This is a genomic window from Castellaniella sp. FW104-7C03 (assembly GCF_040276085.1).
GTDB lineage: Bacteria > Pseudomonadota > Gammaproteobacteria > Burkholderiales > Burkholderiaceae_B > Castellaniella.
The window spans coordinates 89,901-104,733 of record NZ_JBELOK010000011.1 but is presented as its reverse complement, the minus strand read 5'-3'; the positions used below and the strand labels follow the sequence as shown (position 1 = coordinate 104,733).

At 57.9% G+C, this 14,833-nt stretch carries 14 protein-coding genes and 1 pseudogene; 11 read left to right on the top strand and 4 right to left on the bottom strand.

Annotation, left to right across the window (positions count from 1 at the left end; genetic code table 11):
* Window positions 1–122 precede the first annotated feature (122 nt).
* The 4 genes from ABS758_RS13370 to ABS758_RS13355 all read right to left on the bottom strand — a co-directional run bounded on the left by ABS758_RS13370 (window position 123) and on the right by ABS758_RS13355 (window position 3,782).
* On the bottom strand, window positions 123–905 hold the full coding sequence (locus ABS758_RS13370) for a lipoyl protein ligase domain-containing protein (RefSeq protein WP_350383331.1): 783 nt from the start codon (window positions 903–905) through the stop codon (window positions 123–125).
* Window positions 906–968: 63 nt separating this feature from the next.
* Window positions 969–1,442 carry a TM2 domain-containing protein gene (locus tag ABS758_RS13365; protein WP_350383333.1) on the bottom strand — a complete coding sequence of 158 codons (474 nt, stop codon included), beginning with the start codon at window positions 1,440–1,442 and terminating at the stop codon, window positions 969–971.
* A 73-nt stretch (window positions 1,443–1,515) separates the two neighbouring features.
* Window positions 1,516–3,009 carry a glycerol kinase GlpK gene (gene glpK, locus ABS758_RS13360; protein WP_350383334.1) on the bottom strand — a complete coding sequence of 498 codons (1,494 nt, stop codon included), beginning with the start codon at window positions 3,007–3,009 and terminating at the stop codon, window positions 1,516–1,518.
* The gene (locus ABS758_RS13355) at window positions 3,006–3,782 is read right to left on the bottom strand and encodes a DeoR/GlpR family DNA-binding transcription regulator (RefSeq protein WP_350383337.1); all 777 of its coding nucleotides are present in this window, start codon (window positions 3,780–3,782) and stop codon (window positions 3,006–3,008) included. The genes glpK and ABS758_RS13355 overlap by 4 nt, the downstream gene beginning before the upstream one ends.
* 133 nt (window positions 3,783–3,915) lie before the next feature.
* On the opposite strand from ABS758_RS13355, the gene ABS758_RS13350 reads away from it, so the two are divergent.
* The 11 genes and pseudogenes from ABS758_RS13350 to motB all read left to right on the top strand — a co-directional run.
* A complete protein-coding gene (locus ABS758_RS13350) occupies window positions 3,916–4,995 on the top strand; it encodes an ABC transporter ATP-binding protein (protein ID WP_350383339.1) in 1,080 nt (359 codons plus the stop codon).
* Complete coding sequence (locus tag ABS758_RS13345; RefSeq protein ID WP_350383340.1) at window positions 4,982–6,061, top strand: ABC transporter ATP-binding protein; 1,080 nt, start codon at window positions 4,982–4,984, stop codon at window positions 6,059–6,061. Before ABS758_RS13350 ends, ABS758_RS13345 begins: the two co-directional genes overlap by 14 nt.
* Entirely contained in the window at window positions 6,058–6,951 is an 894-nt protein-coding gene (locus ABS758_RS13340) for a carbohydrate ABC transporter permease (RefSeq protein ID WP_350383343.1), read from the top strand. The genes ABS758_RS13345 and ABS758_RS13340 overlap by 4 nt, the downstream gene beginning before the upstream one ends.
* Complete coding sequence (locus tag ABS758_RS13335) at window positions 6,944–7,762, top strand: carbohydrate ABC transporter permease (protein WP_350383345.1); 819 nt, start codon at window positions 6,944–6,946, stop codon at window positions 7,760–7,762. Before ABS758_RS13340 ends, ABS758_RS13335 begins: the two co-directional genes overlap by 8 nt.
* A gap of 13 nt (window positions 7,763–7,775) precedes the next feature.
* Window positions 7,776–8,084: a DUF2160 domain-containing protein gene (locus ABS758_RS13330; protein WP_350383347.1), complete on the top strand. Its 309-nt coding sequence runs from the start codon at window positions 7,776–7,778 to the stop codon at window positions 8,082–8,084.
* Window positions 8,085–8,203: 119 nt separating this feature from the next.
* Window positions 8,204–9,937 (top strand): ABC transporter substrate-binding protein, encoded by a 1,734-nt coding sequence (locus ABS758_RS13325; protein WP_350383349.1) that lies wholly within the window; start codon window positions 8,204–8,206, stop codon window positions 9,935–9,937.
* 13 nt (window positions 9,938–9,950) lie between these two features.
* Window positions 9,951–11,561 carry a glycerol-3-phosphate dehydrogenase/oxidase gene (locus ABS758_RS13320; protein WP_350383351.1) on the top strand — a complete coding sequence of 537 codons (1,611 nt, stop codon included), beginning with the start codon at window positions 9,951–9,953 and terminating at the stop codon, window positions 11,559–11,561.
* A 265-nt stretch (window positions 11,562–11,826) separates the two neighbouring features.
* Window positions 11,827–12,147, top strand: a complete 321-nt coding sequence (flhD, locus tag ABS758_RS13315) for a flagellar transcriptional regulator FlhD (RefSeq protein ID WP_350383512.1) — start codon at window positions 11,827–11,829, stop codon at window positions 12,145–12,147.
* Between the two features lie 3 nt (window positions 12,148–12,150).
* Entirely contained in the window at window positions 12,151–12,735 is a 585-nt protein-coding gene (flhC, locus tag ABS758_RS13310) for a flagellar transcriptional regulator FlhC (protein WP_350383354.1), read from the top strand.
* Between the two features lie 94 nt (window positions 12,736–12,829).
* Complete coding sequence (gene motA / locus ABS758_RS13305; protein WP_350383357.1) at window positions 12,830–13,699, top strand: flagellar motor stator protein MotA; 870 nt, start codon at window positions 12,830–12,832, stop codon at window positions 13,697–13,699.
* Window positions 13,700–13,714: 15 nt separating this feature from the next.
* Window positions 13,715–14,560, top strand: a pseudogene (gene motB, locus ABS758_RS13300) (flagellar motor protein MotB); the annotation flags it as partial.
* Between the last annotated feature and the right edge of the window lie 273 nt (window positions 14,561–14,833).

Here is a 14,833-nt window from a genome sequence, read left to right as displayed (position 1 = left end):
CGTTCTGCCTCAAACCGCCCCCTGAACCGGACATTTCTACTTGGGAGAAAACCGGACATTTCTATTTAGCGTTGACAGGGGTTGCCGCCGGTTGGGGGGAGGGGCGTTACAGGCCGCCTGAGTCAGCTGATGGGAGATTCCTGGGATAGGCGTATGCCGCCACCGGGAATGCACTGTATCAAGCGGGTGCGAAACCGGCCTTGAAATTGCGCGCGATCCTCGGGGGGAATCAGCGTATCCAGGGACACGATGCGGTCAGCCCGGTAGCGTTGTGTGCTGCCCAGTGCTTCTTCGAGGGCGTTGGCCTGGCGGGTGGCGGTGTCGGTGTCGTAATCCAGCAGGATCAGTGCGTGCACCAGCCCGATATGTTGCTCTGGTGGCGTCGTGCCGATGACAGGCGCGCCACTGGCTGGGCTCTGGCGGCGCCACCACTGCGCGGTACCCGCTATTTTCTTTGCCGGGTTACCCACGGCCAGGTTAAAACGGCCGTCACAAAACGAGCCTTCTACCGCCTGCGCACGGGCTTCGATGCCAAAAAACAGCAAGGCACTGGCAATGATGCTGCACAATTGCTGGTAAAAATCTTCCGAGTGATCCAGGGGGCGGCCGGAAAATAATCGGGCCAGGCTCAGGTTCAGGATACCCGCTCCTTGCGGGACGACACCACCGCCCGATTGGCGGACATAGACGGGCCATCCCTGCGCGTCCATGGCTTGTTGCGCCTGGGCAAAGCCGGGTTTTGCCGCATAAGTGCGGGGCACTACCAAGCACTGTGGCGCGCTCCAGAGACAGGCCACGGGGTGCTGTGCAGCTGCTTGCAGCAGGTGTTCGTCGGCCAGCGGCCCGCCGTGCGGGCAGGCACCCAGATCCATCAGCCGATAGGATTGCATGTCAGGTGAGGGCATCAGCACAGGCTGCCGGCAAAAAAGAGGGTTGCTGCAAAAATAGACAGCGCACACCGGAGAACATCAGGCGTGCAACTGGGTGGCCACGAAGGTCTCGTCATCCATGAACAAATAGCGCACGGCGTCAATCAACCCCAGGACGACAGCCAGCGGGATGAAAATCCAGGTAATAAACAGAAAGCCGATCCCCCAGCCTACTTGCCCGAGAAAAAATCGGTGGGCCCCCAGCCAGCCCAAAAAGATGGCCAGGAAAATCGCAATGCGCCGTTGCGAGGTGGGGCGCCCGAGCGTGTCGCGATGTGAACGCAGGATCCAGAGGCTTACCGGAATCGTGAGCAGCAGCGCCAGCAGCACCTTGCCCGTATGTGCCCGCAAATAGGTACCAATCGCGGCAAAGAGATCGCCAAAGTTGTGGATCAATAGGCCTGTCAGCCGGGAGATCCAGGCAAAGACTTGGCCAAAGGCTGCTTCGCCAAAGCTGAGGGCCAGCAGAATCACCACAAAAATGGCGATGATCAGGATGATTTTTTTAAACATGAGACCGATAGTGTCCTGAAGAAGGATGGCGGCGGCCACCGGCTATGCTGCCATTCTAAGGGATGCCGACTGCTTAGCGGGCCATGGTCTGGCGGATTGCATGATCCCACTGGGCCAGCCGCTCTTGTGCTTCGTCGCGTGGCATGATTGGGTCAAACTGGCGCTCGATCCGCCATAGGGATTCGAGTTCGTCCAGATTGGCGTACAGGCCCGATTGCAGCCCGGCCAAAAAGGCAGCACCCAGTGCTGTGGTTTCTACCATGGTGGGGCGTTGTACGGGGATCCCCAGGAGATCTGCCTGGAACTGCATCAGCAGGTCGTTGACGCAGGCGCCGCCGTCCACCCTTAGCGCCTGCAAGGTGCCCACACCGGCACGTTGTGCGTCGCGGCTCATGGCATGCAGCAGGGCAGCGCTCTGATAGGCGATGCTTTCCAGTGCCGCCCGGGCAATGTGAGCCATCGTTGTGCCACGCGTCAGGCCTGTGATTGTGCCGCGTGCGTCGGGATCCCACCAGGGGGCGCCCAGCCCGGTAAACGCGGGCACCAGCATGACGCCACCAGAGTCACTGACGCTGCCCGCCATGGCTTCGATGTCGCTGCTGCGGCTAAATGCCCGCAGGCCGTCGCGCAGCCATTGCACGACTGCGCCGCCCACAAATACGCTGCCCTCCAGGGCATAGGCTGCCTGGGAGTCGGGCTGTGCTGCGCTGGTGGTTACCAGGCCATTTTCGGACACCTGAAACTGTGTGCCCGTGTGCATCAACATGAAGCATCCTGTGCCATAGGTGTTTTTAACCATGCCAGGTTTAAAGCAGGCCTGGCCAAATAGCGCGCTTTGCTGGTCGCCCGCCACCCCGCAGATAGGGACTGGATGCTCCAGAATGTCTGTGTCGATCGTGCCGAAAGCAGCCGAAGACGGCAGGATACGCGGCATCATTGCCGCTGGAATCTCCAGGGCATCCAGCAACTCGGTATCCCAGGCATTGCGGTGGATGTCCATCAGCATCGTGCGTGCCGCGTTGCTGACGTCGGTGAGATGGTGCCGGCCGCTGGTAAGCTGCCAGATCAGCCAGCTGTCCACGGTGCCAAACAATAGCTCGCCGGCTTCTGCGCGCTGGCGGGCACCTGGCACATTGTCCAAAATCCACTTCAGTTTGGTGGCAGAAAAATAGGCGTCGATACGCAGGCCTGTGCGCTGCAGGATGGTGGGCTCAAGGCCTTGGCTGCGCAACTGGACACAAGTGGGTTCTGCCCGCCGGTCTTGCCAGACAATGGCGTGGTGAATCGGTTGCCCGGTTTTTTTGTCCCAGACCACCGTGGTTTCGCGTTGATTGGTAATGCCGATGGCGTGAATCTCGCGGGCCGAAATACCCGCCCGGTTTACCGCCTCGCGCAGGGTGTCGCGCTGCGTGTGCCAGATTTCCATGGCATCGTGCTCCACCCATCCCGGCTGGGGATAGTGTTGGGTAAATTCGCGTTGGGCAAGGCCCACGATGCGACCCTTGTGATCGAACACAATGCTGCGGGTACTGGAGGTGCCCTGATCCAGGGCAATCAGGTAAGTCATGCTTGATCCTCGGGTGCAATGACACAGTCGACGTGAGCTTCTTTCAGCAGGGCAGGAAAGGGCTCGGGCGGTGTTGCACCGGTAAACAGACGGTCAATCTGGGACAGATCGCCCAGCCGCACCATGGCCGGACGATTGAACTTGCTGGTGTCACACGCCATCCAGACTTCGTGGGCCGACTGCATGATGGCTTGCGATACTTTAACTTCACGGTAATCGTAGTCGCGCAGGGTGCCGTCGTCTTCGATGCCTGAAATACCCATCAGGGCGATATCCACCCGAAACTGGCGGATGAACTCTACCGTGGCTTCTCCCACGATGGCCAGATCACGCGGCCGCACCGTGCCGCCAGCCAGAAGAACCTCACAGCCAGGCTGGTGCCCCAGGGTGTGCACCACATTGACATTGTTGGTGATGATGCGCAGCCCCGTATGGCCGCTGAGTGCCTGGGCGATCGCCTCAGTGGTGGTGCCGATGTTGATCATCAATGAACAGTCGTTGGGGATTTCGCGTGCAATGGCCTGTGCAATGCGTTGCTTTTCGTTTGCATGCAATTGCGCTCGTTGCCGGTAGGCGATGTTTTCGGTGGTAGAGGCAGGCAAGCGTGCGCCGCCATGAAACCTTACCAATTGGTTGGTTTCTGCCAGCCTTTGCACGTCCCGCCGGACAGTTTGCACTGTTACCTGCAGATGCCGGGCGAGATCTTCCAGGCTGCAGGCGCCATTGAGGTGCAGCTGCTTGAGCAGCCGGATCTGCCGCGGATTAAGACTCATGATGCTCGCCGAAATATGAACAGAACGAATGTACAACGAAAGAAAAAGAACTGATCTCAGGGTTTTTACTAGCGGTATTCGAATAAAAAACGAACAATAATGCTCAAAATAGAAACGTACAGAGAGAGTTTTCATGCAGCTAGAACTGGCTGGGGTGAGCAAGCGGGTGGGTGCAGAAACCTGGTTGTATCCCCTGGATTTCACCTTGCAGGAATCCGCCCTGACCGTGTTGTTGGGGTCTACCCGTGCCGGTAAAACCAGTCTGATGCGCATCATGGCGGGGCTCGATGAACCCTCGTCCGGCCAGGTAAAGGTGGATGGCGTCGACGTCACCCGTGTGCCGGTGCGCCACCGAAATATTGCTATGGTGTATCAGCAGTTCATTAATTACCCCTCCATGACAGTCGCGGGCAATATCGCTTCGCCTATGCGCTTGCGTGGGCAGCACGATACTCAGGCACGTGTCCACGAAATCGCCCGCACGCTGCACATCGAAGAATTCCTTCAGCGCCTGCCGGCCGAGCTCTCTGGTGGCCAGCAGCAGCGGGTGGCTTTGGCCCGAGCCTTGGCCAAAGATGCGCCACTGATGTTGCTCGACGAGCCGCTGGTCAACCTGGATTACAAGTTGCGCGAGGATCTGCGCGAAGAACTCGGGGTGATGTTTACGCAGGGACGCTCTACCGTGGTGTACGCCACCACCGAGCCCGGCGAGGCACTGCTGCTGGGGGGATATACCGCCATTTTGGATGAGGGCGAGATTTTGCAGTACGGCCCCACTATTGATGTCTTCAACCATCCGGTGTCCATTCGGGCCGCCCGCGCCTTCAGTGATCCTCCCATGAACTTCCTGTCTGCACAGACCGAAGCCGGGATTGTCCGGGTGGCGGGCGATACCACCCTGTCAGTTGTGCTCGAGGCGCCAGTGGCACCAGGCCCCGTTACGCTGGGCCTGCGTGCAGCCGATCTATCCTTTCATTCGCAAGGGGCGGATTGCCAGCTGCAAGGCCGGGTGCAACTGGCCGAGATTTCCGGCTCTGCCACCTATGTCCATATTGATACGCCCGTTGGTGCCCTGATTGCCCAGGTGCCGGGGGTCAGTCATTATCATTTGGGTGACACGCTTACCCTGTATTTTTCCAGTCGTCGCGTGTTTTTGTTTGCCCAGGACGGATCCCTGCTGCGCGCACCGGAGGTTAACCATGGCTCGCATTGATCTCGACCTGGCGCACAGTTACCAGAAGGTCGTGCACTCTGATGCCGACTACGCGCTGTTGCCGTTGAATATCTGTTTTGAGGATGGTGGCGCCTATGCTTTGTTGGGCCCTTCGGGTTGCGGTAAAACCACCATGCTCAATATTATTTCCGGCTTGGTCACCGCTTCGCACGGTACGGTTCAGTTTGATGGTGTCGATCGTACCCGGGATACGCCCCAGCAACGCAATATCGCCCAGGTGTTTCAGTTTCCCGTGATCTACGACACCATGACGGTGGGTGAAAACCTCGCGTTTCCTTTGCGCAATCGCAAGGTGCCTGCACAGCAAATCAAGCAACGGGTGGGGCAGATCGCCGAAATGCTCGAACTGTCTGCGTTTCTGGATCAACGTGCCGCCAATCTGGCTGCGGATGCCAAGCAAAAGATTTCTCTGGGACGCGGCCTGGTTCGGCCGGATGTGTCGGCCGTCCTGTTCGACGAGCCCCTCACGGTGATCGATCCCCACCTCAAATGGGAGCTGCGCCGCAAGCTCAAAGAGATTCACCACGAGCTCGGTCTCACCCTCATTTATGTCACCCACGACCAAGTCGAGGCCATGACATTTGCCGACCATGTACTGGTCATGGCTCGCGGCCGTGTCGTTCAGCAGGGTTCGCCGGCTGATCTCTTCGAGCGCCCGCGGCACACGTTTGTGGGGCATTTCATCGGCTCACCCGGCATGAACCTCCTGCCCGTGCAGTGCCGGGCAGACCGCTCTCTGTGGCTTGGTCGGCAGGCTCTCGAGGGGGCTCAGGCCTTGTCCTTGCCAGAAGGACCACTCACGCTGGGTATCCGGCCCGAGTACCTGCAGGTGCACGCACAGCCTGCCGCAGACACCGTGCCTGCCACCGTGCAGTGGGTGCGCCATCTGGGTACCAGCCAGTTGCTCAGCGCTCAAGTTCAGGGCCTCGACATCAAGGCTCATTTGCCTGTAGATGCGCCAGCGCCTGCCGCAGGTGCTGACATTCATGTGACGCTGCTGGACGCGCACACATGCTTCTACCAAAACGAGGAACTCATCCCATGAGTACCATCACAAAACCTGTCAATCAAAAGGCCTGGTGGCTGATTCTGCCTGTGATTGTCTGTGTGTCGTTTTCAGCCATCATCCCCCTGATGACCGTCGTCAATTATTCGGTGCAGGATATCCTGGGCCCCAATCAGGCGGTGTTTGTAGGTACCGAATGGTTCGCCAGCATCATGCGCGACGAAGACCTGCACGCTGCACTCTGGCGCCAGCTGATGTTTTCAGGGGCTGTTCTGGCGATCGAGCTGCCGCTGGGTGTGATGCTGGCCCTGTCCATGCCGGCCAAGGGGTGGCGGGCCTCGGCTGTGCTGGTCATCATCTCTTTGTCGCTGCTCATTCCCTGGAACGTCGTCGGCACCATCTGGCAGATTTTTGGGCGTACCGATATTGGCCTGTTTGGCTGGGCACTGACGCAGCTGGGCATCGACTACAGCTACGTGGGCAACCCGGTGCAGGCCTGGCTGACAGTATTGCTGATGGATGTCTGGCATTGGACACCCCTGGTGGCGCTGCTGGCTTATGCCGGTTTGCAATCCATCCCCGAGGCCTACTATCAGGCAGCCAGTATTGATGGCGCCAGCAAGTGGGCGGTGTTTCGGTATATCCAGCTGCCCAAGCTGCGTGGGGTGCTGATGATTGCCGTGCTGCTGCGCTTTATGGACAGCTTCATGATCTACACCGAGCCTTTTGTCCTGACAGGCGGTGGTCCGGGAAACTCCACTACCTTTTTAAGCCAGTACCTCACGCAAAAAGCAATTGGCCAGTTTGATATGGGGCCGGCCGCGGCGTTCTCGCTGATTTACTTCCTGATTATTCTGCTGTTCTGCTTTGTTCTGTATAACTGGATGCTGCGTGTGGGCACTGGTAATCACGAGGCCCATCATGACTAAACCCGCCTGGTTGCCGCGCAAGCGCACGGTGTTTCTGCTGCTGTATCTGTTGTTTGCCCTGGTTCCTGTCTACTGGATGGTAGTCATGAGCTTCAAAACCAATCAGGGCATCCTGGCCGAGTTCTCGATCTTCCCACGAGAATTCACCTTGGCCAACTACCGCACCATACTCACAGACCCCTCCTGGTATATGGGCTACGTCAATAGTCTGGCCTATGTCCTGCTTAATATGGTGATGGCCATTGCGGTGGCATTGCCTGCCGCGTATGCGTTCTCCCGATACTCGTTCTTGGGCGACAAACACGTGTTCTTTTGGCTGCTCACCAATCGCATGACGCCGCCGGCAGTGTTTCTGCTGCCCTTTTTCCAGCTGTATGCAACGCTGGGCTTGCTGGATACCTATTGGGCGGTTGCGCTGGCGCATCTCTTGTTCAACGTGCCGTTGGCTGTGTGGATCCTGGAGGGCTTCATGAGCGGCATTCCGCGTGAGATCGACGAAACCGCGTATATCGATGGTTACAGCTTTCCACGGTTTTTCATCACGATTTTCCTGCCGCTCATTAAGTCGGGTGTCGGTGTGGCGGCATTTTTCTGCTTCATGTTCAGTTGGGTCGAGCTTTTGCTGGCACGGACACTGACCAGTGTGGATGCCAAGCCGATTGCCGCGATCATGACGCGCACGGTGTCGGCGTCCGGGATGGACTGGGCGACGCTGGCAGCTGCCGGCACGCTCACCATTGTGCCTGGCGCCATCGTGATCTGGTTTGTTCGTCATTACATTGCGAAAGGCTTCGCAATGGGTCGGGTTTAAGAGGGGGTGCAAGATGCTTGACTGGATGGTCTGGACAGTGCCCACCGCCGTGTTTTTTATTTGCGTGGTACTGCTGCTGACGGGCATGACAATTTGGGAGATCAAGTCACCCAATGTATTGCGCAAGGGCTTTTTGCCCATGGCTACCACACGCGGTGATCGTTTGTTCATCGGTTTGCTGGTCGCTGCATACATCAATCTGGGCTTTTTGGGCTTGGGCGAACAATGGGAAAACTGGTTCTCTTTGCAGGCAGAGCCCTCCGTCTGGATCAGTTTTGTCATCTCCATGGTGGTGCTGGTATTCATCATGCGTAAGGGATAAATCAAAAACCACAGGGCGGTCGGGCAGTGTCCCGGCTGCTGCCTGGTGTCTTGCTGTGCCCCGCGGCGACACCGGATCAAAGTATCGGGGCAGACACGATAAAACCTGAGGAGAGCAACATGAGATTTCGCTACACCGCAGTGGCGCTGGCTATGGCCTGCGCCCTGGGCAGCCAGGCCGCATGGGCCGGCATGGCCGAAGCCGAGAAGTGGATCAACACTGAGTTTCAGCCATCGACGCTGAATAAAGACCAGCAAAAAGCAGAGATGCAATGGTTTATCGATGCCGCCGCCAAACTCAAAGCCAAGGGGGTCAACGAGATCAACGTGGTCTCCGAAACCCTGACCACCCACGAATACGAGTCCAAGGTGCTTGCCAAGGCCTTCGAGGAAATCACCGGCATCAAGGTCAACCACGACCTGATCCAGGAAGGGGATGTCGTCGAGAAGCTGCAAACGTCGATGTTGTCCGGCAAATCCATCTACGACGGCTGGATTTCCGACTCCGACCTCATCGGGATGCACTATCGCTATGGCGAAGTGCTGTCACTTACCGACTACATGAAAGGCGCGGGCAAAGAGTTCACCAATCCCGGGCTGGATCTCAAGGATTTCATTGGTACGTCGTTTACCACGGCGCCAGACGGCAATATGTATCAGCTGCCCGACCAGCAGTTTGCCAATCTGTACTGGTTCCGCTACGACCTCTTCAACCGGCCTGACCTGAAAGAAAAGTTCAAGGCCAAATATGGCTACGACCTCGGTGTGCCCATCACCTGGTCGGCATACGAAGACATTGCCAAGTTCTTTACCAACGATGTGAAGACCATTGATGGCAAGCCCATTTATGGTCATATGGATTACGGCAAGAAAGATCCTTCTCTGGGCTGGCGCTTTACAGACGCCTGGCTGTCGATGGCGGGCTCGGCCGACAAAGGCACGCCCAATGGCCTGCCGGTGGATGAGTGGGGGATCCGTGTCGCGGACGATAATTGCACCCCGGTAGGCGCATCTGTGGCGCGTGGTGGGGCCACCAACTCGCCGGCCGCTGTGTATGCACTTACCAAGTACATCGACTGGATGAAAAGCTACGCGCCTAAAGAAGCCATGGGCATGACGTTCTCCGAGTCAGGCCCAGTGCCTGCCCAGGGCGAAATCGCGCAGCAGATCTTCTGGTACACCGCCTTTACAGCCGACATGACCAAAAAAGGCTTGCCGGTTGTCAACGAGGACGGCTCTCCCAAGTGGCGGATGGCACCTGCACCGCATGGTCCTTACTGGAAAGAAGGGATGCAAAACGGCTATCAGGACGTAGGTTCCTGGACGTTCTTCAAGGATCATGATCCCGATAAGGTGGCAGCCGCCTGGTTGTATGCGCAGTTTGTGACGGCCAAAACCACCTCGCTCAAAAAATCCATCCAGGGCCTGACGTTTATTCGCGACAGCGATATCCGTAGTGATTTCTTCACCAAAAACGCCAACCGTTATGGGGGCCTGATCGAGTTCTACCGCAGCCCCGCGCGGGTGGCCTGGACGCCGACGGGTACCAATGTGCCGGATTATCCCAAGCTGGCACAGTTGTGGTGGCGTAATATCTCGCAGGCCATTGCGGGCGAGAAAACGCCTCAGCAGGCCATGGATAACCTCGCCACTGATATGGACAAGGTCATGGCCCGTCTCGAGCGTGCCGGGATGAAACGTTGCACACCCAAACTCAATCCCAAGAGCGATCCGGCCAAATGGCTTAGCGACGACCATGCCCCCTGGAAGAAGCTGGCCAATGAAAGCCCGAAACCTGAAACGGTTTCCTACGATTCATTGTTGCAGGCCTGGAAGGAAGGTCGCGTCCGTTAAGGGTATTGATGTCATGTCTCAAACCACTGTCCCGTCGCCGGCTGTCACCAACCGGGCTCAACTGCTAGCCGAGCTTGTCTCCCTCGAGGCAGTTGATCTGGTTGTCATTGGCGGCGGGGCCAGTGGGCTTGGGGTAGCACTGGACGCCCGCTTGCGCGGGCTGTCCGTGTTGCTGCTCGAATCGCACGATTTTGCAGGCGGTACGTCTTCGCGTGCCACCAAGCTGGTGCATGGGGGCGTGCGCTATCTCGCGCAGGGCAATATCGGGTTGGTGCGCGAAGCGCTGCACGAGCGCCGTGCGCTGCTCAACAATGCGCCTCACCTGGCACAGCCGCTGGCGTTCATCATGCCCGCCTATCGTCCCTGGGATGTGCCGTTTTATGGCATCGGGCTGAAAATGTACGATGCCCTGGCAGGTGCTGCCAGCTTGGGCAAAACCCGCTGCTTGAGCAAGTCCAGCACTCTAGCGCAATTGCCGGGTGTCAATGCGCAGCATCTGTACGGTGGGGTCAAATATTGGGATGGCCAGTTTGATGATGCGCGCCTGGCGCTCACGCTGGCGCGTACTGCTGCTGCGCAAGGGGCTTTGCTGGTCAATTATTGCCCGGCCGTGGATATTCTCCACGAGGCCGGACGCGTCTGTGGCGTACGCTGGAAAGATGGGCTGGCAGCGTCTGGGCAGCCATCCGAAGGGCAGGTGCGTGCACGCTGTGTCATTAATGCCACGGGTGTCTGGGTGGATGCCATCCGGCAACTGGATGATGCCGCGCGCGGCCAGCCGGTGCGGCCTATGGTGGCACCCAGCCAGGGTGTCCATCTGGTGGTTGACCGCTCGTTTCTTCCCTCTGATCATGCCTTGCTGGTACCGCACACGCGGGATGGCCGGGTGCTGTTTGCCGTGCCCTGGCTGGGTCATGTCATATTAGGCACCACCGACACACCTCGGGATCATGTCGAGCGTGAACCGCATGCGCTGGCAGAAGAAGCCGCCTTTATCCTTAGAGAATCTGCCCATGTGCTGTCCCGCGCACCGCAGGCGGCAGATGTGCGCAGCGTCTGGGTGGGCTTGCGTCCACTGGTGCGCCCGGATGCCGATGCCGGAAGCACCAAATCAATCAGCAGAGAACACACGGTTCGCATCAGTCCTTCGGGGCTGGTCACTGTGACAGGTGGCAAGTGGACAACCTACCGGGCCATGGCCGAGGATGTCTTGCGGCACTGTGTGCAGGCAGGCCAGCTCGAGCCGCTGCCCAGGTGCCAGACCGCCCAGTTTGCGCTGTTAGGTGCGCCCGACAGGCAGCAGCCCTGGCCTTCGCTGGGGGCTTCTCCGGGCTTGCAGTGCTATGGTACCGAGGCTGCGGCCGTACAGGCCTTGCCAGGGGCCGATATCGAGCTGGGCCTGGGCTTGACCGAGGCCATGGTGCGTTATGCTGCGCGCTATGAGTACGCGCAGACGGTTGCGGATGTGTTGGCTCGACGCCACAGAATGTTGTTTCTTGACGCCACATTAGCGGCTCAAGTGGCGCCTCGGGTTTCAGCAATTCTGCAGCAAGAAATCAGCTCGGATGGTGATTTGGATGCTTTTCTTGCGCTTGCGGCGCAATATCAGCAGGTTCCTACTTAAATCCAAATGTATCTGTCAACTCTTGTTAATAAAAGAAATAATTAAAAGTCAACATTAGTATTTCTAAGTAGAAAATTAGCGCCAAAAATACGTTCATTTAACGGTATACTCTGTCTGTCCATGTCAAAAGTGCATAAAATTGTTTCTTTTATGTCTTAATTTGATTTTTGTAACTTGATAACATGTGACAAATTTCAATTTCTGCACCCGCTGCATCCATTGCTGCAGGGGTTTCCAGACATTAGGTTACATCTTAATGGATAATATGTCCGATCTTGATTCTGCGCTGCTTAATGACATTCGCGAGGTCAATCTGTCCTACCTGATGCTGGCCCAGCGTCTTTTGCGCGATAACCTCGCAGCAGGGATGTTTCGGCTGGGTTTCGATGAAGATGTGGCAGAAATCGTGCTAAGCCTCTCTCCTGCGCAAATCGTCAAACTGGCAGGGTCCAACTCGGTGCTGTGCGCATTTCGCCTCAATGATGCCCAACTCCTTAATTCGCTTACCCACGAGGTGCTTGGCGGCGTGTTGCAGCAGGCACATTCAACTATCCTGATGAGTCGTCAGGAACCCATCTCCGCCTGATCCATGAGCAGTAAAAGCGTCTCTCGCGAGGCCGACGACATTCTGTTGGCCACCGACATGATTCGTCTTGGCGCACGGCTTCAGGTGTTGCAGGCGGAAACCTCGCTCAGCTACGACCGCCTGGCCCGGCTGTACCGCGAAGTCAAAGGGGCCTCGCCTCCCAAGGGGATGCTGCCTTTTTCTGTCGACTGGTTCATGACCTGGCTGCCCAATATCCATTCCAGCCTTTTCTACAACACCTATCGTTATCTCGACACCTTTACGCCGGCACGCAAGGCGTATGCGCTGGTGCAGGCATACCGGCTCTACCTAGAGCAATCCTCAGCAGGCCTGCAGCCTGGCGAGCCCCTGCCAGACGAGCCTGTATTGAGTTTTACCCGGGCCTGGATGCTGGTGCGTTTCTTCGAAAGCGGTCTGGTGCAGTTGTCCTGCTGTCAGCAGTGCCGTGGGCAGTTTGTGGCCCATGCGCACGACCCCGAAGCTGGCTTCGTGTGTGCCGTGTGCAAGCCGCCTCCAAGGGCGGGTAAAACCAGCGCGCGACGCAAAGCGGCACGACGTGCAACGGCGTCTTTGCAGTCAGACGAGTGATTTACAGACAAAAAGGCCTGTTGAACCATGCTTTTGAATGCCTGAAATCAGGCGAACATTAACAAAATTCTGACGACTTTCAAGGCGCGCGTACGTGTTCATTGTTCTAGGGTATCTGATTGTCCTGGTTGGGGTATTTGCCAGCTTCATCGGCGTGGGCGGTCATCTGGGCGCACTCTACCAGCCATTCGAGTTCCTTCTTATTGGTGGCTGCGCACTGGGTGCCTACGTGGGCGGCAGCAATGGCGCCTCCATCAAGCTGCTGATCGAAGCGATCCCCAAGGCACTCAAACGCAATCCCTATGGCAAGACGCTCTACATGGAGCTGCTGGCACTGCTGTATACCCTGCTCAACAAGGCCCGGCGCGATGGCCTGATGTCCATCGAATCGGACATCGAAGATCCAAAATCCAGCGCGGTATTTGCGCAGTTTCCCCAGATCCAGAAAGACGCCAAGCTGATGGAGTTTCTCACCGACTATCTGCGGATCATGATCAGCGGCAACATGAACCCCTTCGAGATCGAAACCCTGATGGATCAGGAAATCGAAGCTTTGCACAGCGAACACAACACACCCATCAATGCCGTGCGTGCAGTGGCTGACAGCCTGCCGGCGTTCGGCATTGTGGCGGCCGTTTTGGGCGTGGTGCACGCGTTGGCTTCTGTCGACCAACCCCCTGCCGTGCTGGCAGACCTCATCGCCAAGGCGATGGTGGGTACCTTTTTGGGGATTTTGCTGTCTTACGGCTTTGCAGCACCTTTCGCGGCAGCAGTCGAGCGTCAGTCGGTGGCGGCCATCAAGGTGCTCGAATGCATTAAGGTCACGTTGCTGGCCAGCATGAACGGCTACCCACCCCCCCTGGCTGTTGAGTTCGGCCGCAAGATCCTGTTCTCCACGGTGCGTCCTACCTTTACTGAACTCGAAGCTCACGTGCGCCAGGCCAAGGGCCAGGCCGCCAAGTAGGCGAGGGGCAGGAGAATGGCCAAACAGGACACCGGACGGGTTGTCGTTCGCCGTAAGCGTGCTTACGGCGAAGGGCATCATGGGGGCAGTTGGAAAATCGCATATGCTGATTTCATGACGGCCATGATGGCGTTTTTTCTGGTGATGTGGCTGCTGCTTCTGGTGCCTAAAACCGAGCTCCAAGGTATTGCCGAGTATTTCCGTATGCCCCTGATGACGGCAGTCACCGGAGGGCCTAGCCTGGATACCAGCAAGTCGCCGATTCCGGGTGGGCAGCCCAGTGTGATCCCCAATGTCAGTCCCAAGCCTCCTGCTGCCACGGCCGATCAGGATGCGGGTGATCTGGCTGATCTCGAAAACCTCGAAAACCTCAAGCAGCAACTCGAGAATCTGATCGAAAACAACCCGGTGCTAAAGCAGTTTCGCCCGCAGCTATTGCTGGACATGACGCCCGATGGTTTGCGCATCCAGATCCTCGACCAGCAAAATCGTCCAATGTTTGCCACAGGCAGTGCCCGGGTGCAGCCGTATATGCGCGATATCCTGCGCGAGCTTGCGCCGCCCATCAATCAGCTCCCCAATTCGATCTCCTTGTCCGGGCATACCGATGCCATGCAGTATGCCTCGGGTGATCGTAGCTACAGTAACTGGGAGCTTTCCGCTGATCGGGCCAATGCCGCCCGGCGAGAGCTGGTGGCTGGTGGGCTGGTCGAAAAAAAGGTCAAGCGTATTTTGGGTCTCAGCGACACCGTCAACCTGATTGAGGACGATCCGATGGCGGCGGTCAATCGCCGCATCAGCATCCTGGTGCTCAATCGCAGTGCAGAGCGCCGCATCGATCGCCAAAATGCCGCTGGTGCCAGTGGAACCCGGATTCGGGCCATGCTTGAAGAGCTCAGCCACCCAAGTGGTAACGGCAGCCTGCCTTCCGGCGCCGGCAGTCAGTCTGGGGCGCTGACAGAACCTGCCACCCCGGTGCCTGCCGTGGTGCCGGGTAATACAGCAGCTCCGGCAGCAGGCGCAAGCAGTACAAGCACTGATAATGCATCGTCTCAGCCGGGCCCCGAAGCGCCTGGCTTGAGCCAACCTTCCGGCCAGCCGGCGGCGCCATCCGCGCCGGCTGCCAGTCAATAA

What these genes read in the sequence shown, in the direction of transcription:
- ABS758_RS13370 (WP_350383331.1), bottom strand. Translation starts at nt 905, where the DNA reads ATGCCCTCACCTGACATGCAATCCTATCGGCTGATGGATCTGGGTGCC.
- ABS758_RS13365 (WP_350383333.1), bottom strand. Translation starts at nt 1,442, where the DNA reads ATGTTTAAAAAAATCATCCTGATCATCGCCATTTTTGTGGTGATTCTG.
- glpK (WP_350383334.1), bottom strand. Translation starts at nt 3,009, where the DNA reads ATGACTTACCTGATTGCCCTGGATCAGGGCACCTCCAGTACCCGCAGC.
- ABS758_RS13355 (WP_350383337.1), bottom strand. Translation starts at nt 3,782, where the DNA reads ATGAGTCTTAATCCGCGGCAGATCCGGCTGCTCAAGCAGCTGCACCTC.
- ABS758_RS13350 (WP_350383339.1), top strand. Translation starts at nt 3,916, where the DNA reads ATGCAGCTAGAACTGGCTGGGGTGAGCAAGCGGGTGGGTGCAGAAACC.
- ABS758_RS13345 (WP_350383340.1), top strand. Translation starts at nt 4,982, where the DNA reads ATGGCTCGCATTGATCTCGACCTGGCGCACAGTTACCAGAAGGTCGTG.
- ABS758_RS13340 (WP_350383343.1), top strand. Translation starts at nt 6,058, where the DNA reads ATGAGTACCATCACAAAACCTGTCAATCAAAAGGCCTGGTGGCTGATT.
- ABS758_RS13335 (WP_350383345.1), top strand. Translation starts at nt 6,944, where the DNA reads ATGACTAAACCCGCCTGGTTGCCGCGCAAGCGCACGGTGTTTCTGCTG.
- ABS758_RS13330 (WP_350383347.1), top strand. Translation starts at nt 7,776, where the DNA reads ATGCTTGACTGGATGGTCTGGACAGTGCCCACCGCCGTGTTTTTTATT.
- ABS758_RS13325 (WP_350383349.1), top strand. Translation starts at nt 8,204, where the DNA reads ATGAGATTTCGCTACACCGCAGTGGCGCTGGCTATGGCCTGCGCCCTG.
- ABS758_RS13320 (WP_350383351.1), top strand. Translation starts at nt 9,951, where the DNA reads ATGTCTCAAACCACTGTCCCGTCGCCGGCTGTCACCAACCGGGCTCAA.
- flhD (WP_350383512.1), top strand. Translation starts at nt 11,827, where the DNA reads ATGTCCGATCTTGATTCTGCGCTGCTTAATGACATTCGCGAGGTCAAT.
- flhC (WP_350383354.1), top strand. Translation starts at nt 12,151, where the DNA reads ATGAGCAGTAAAAGCGTCTCTCGCGAGGCCGACGACATTCTGTTGGCC.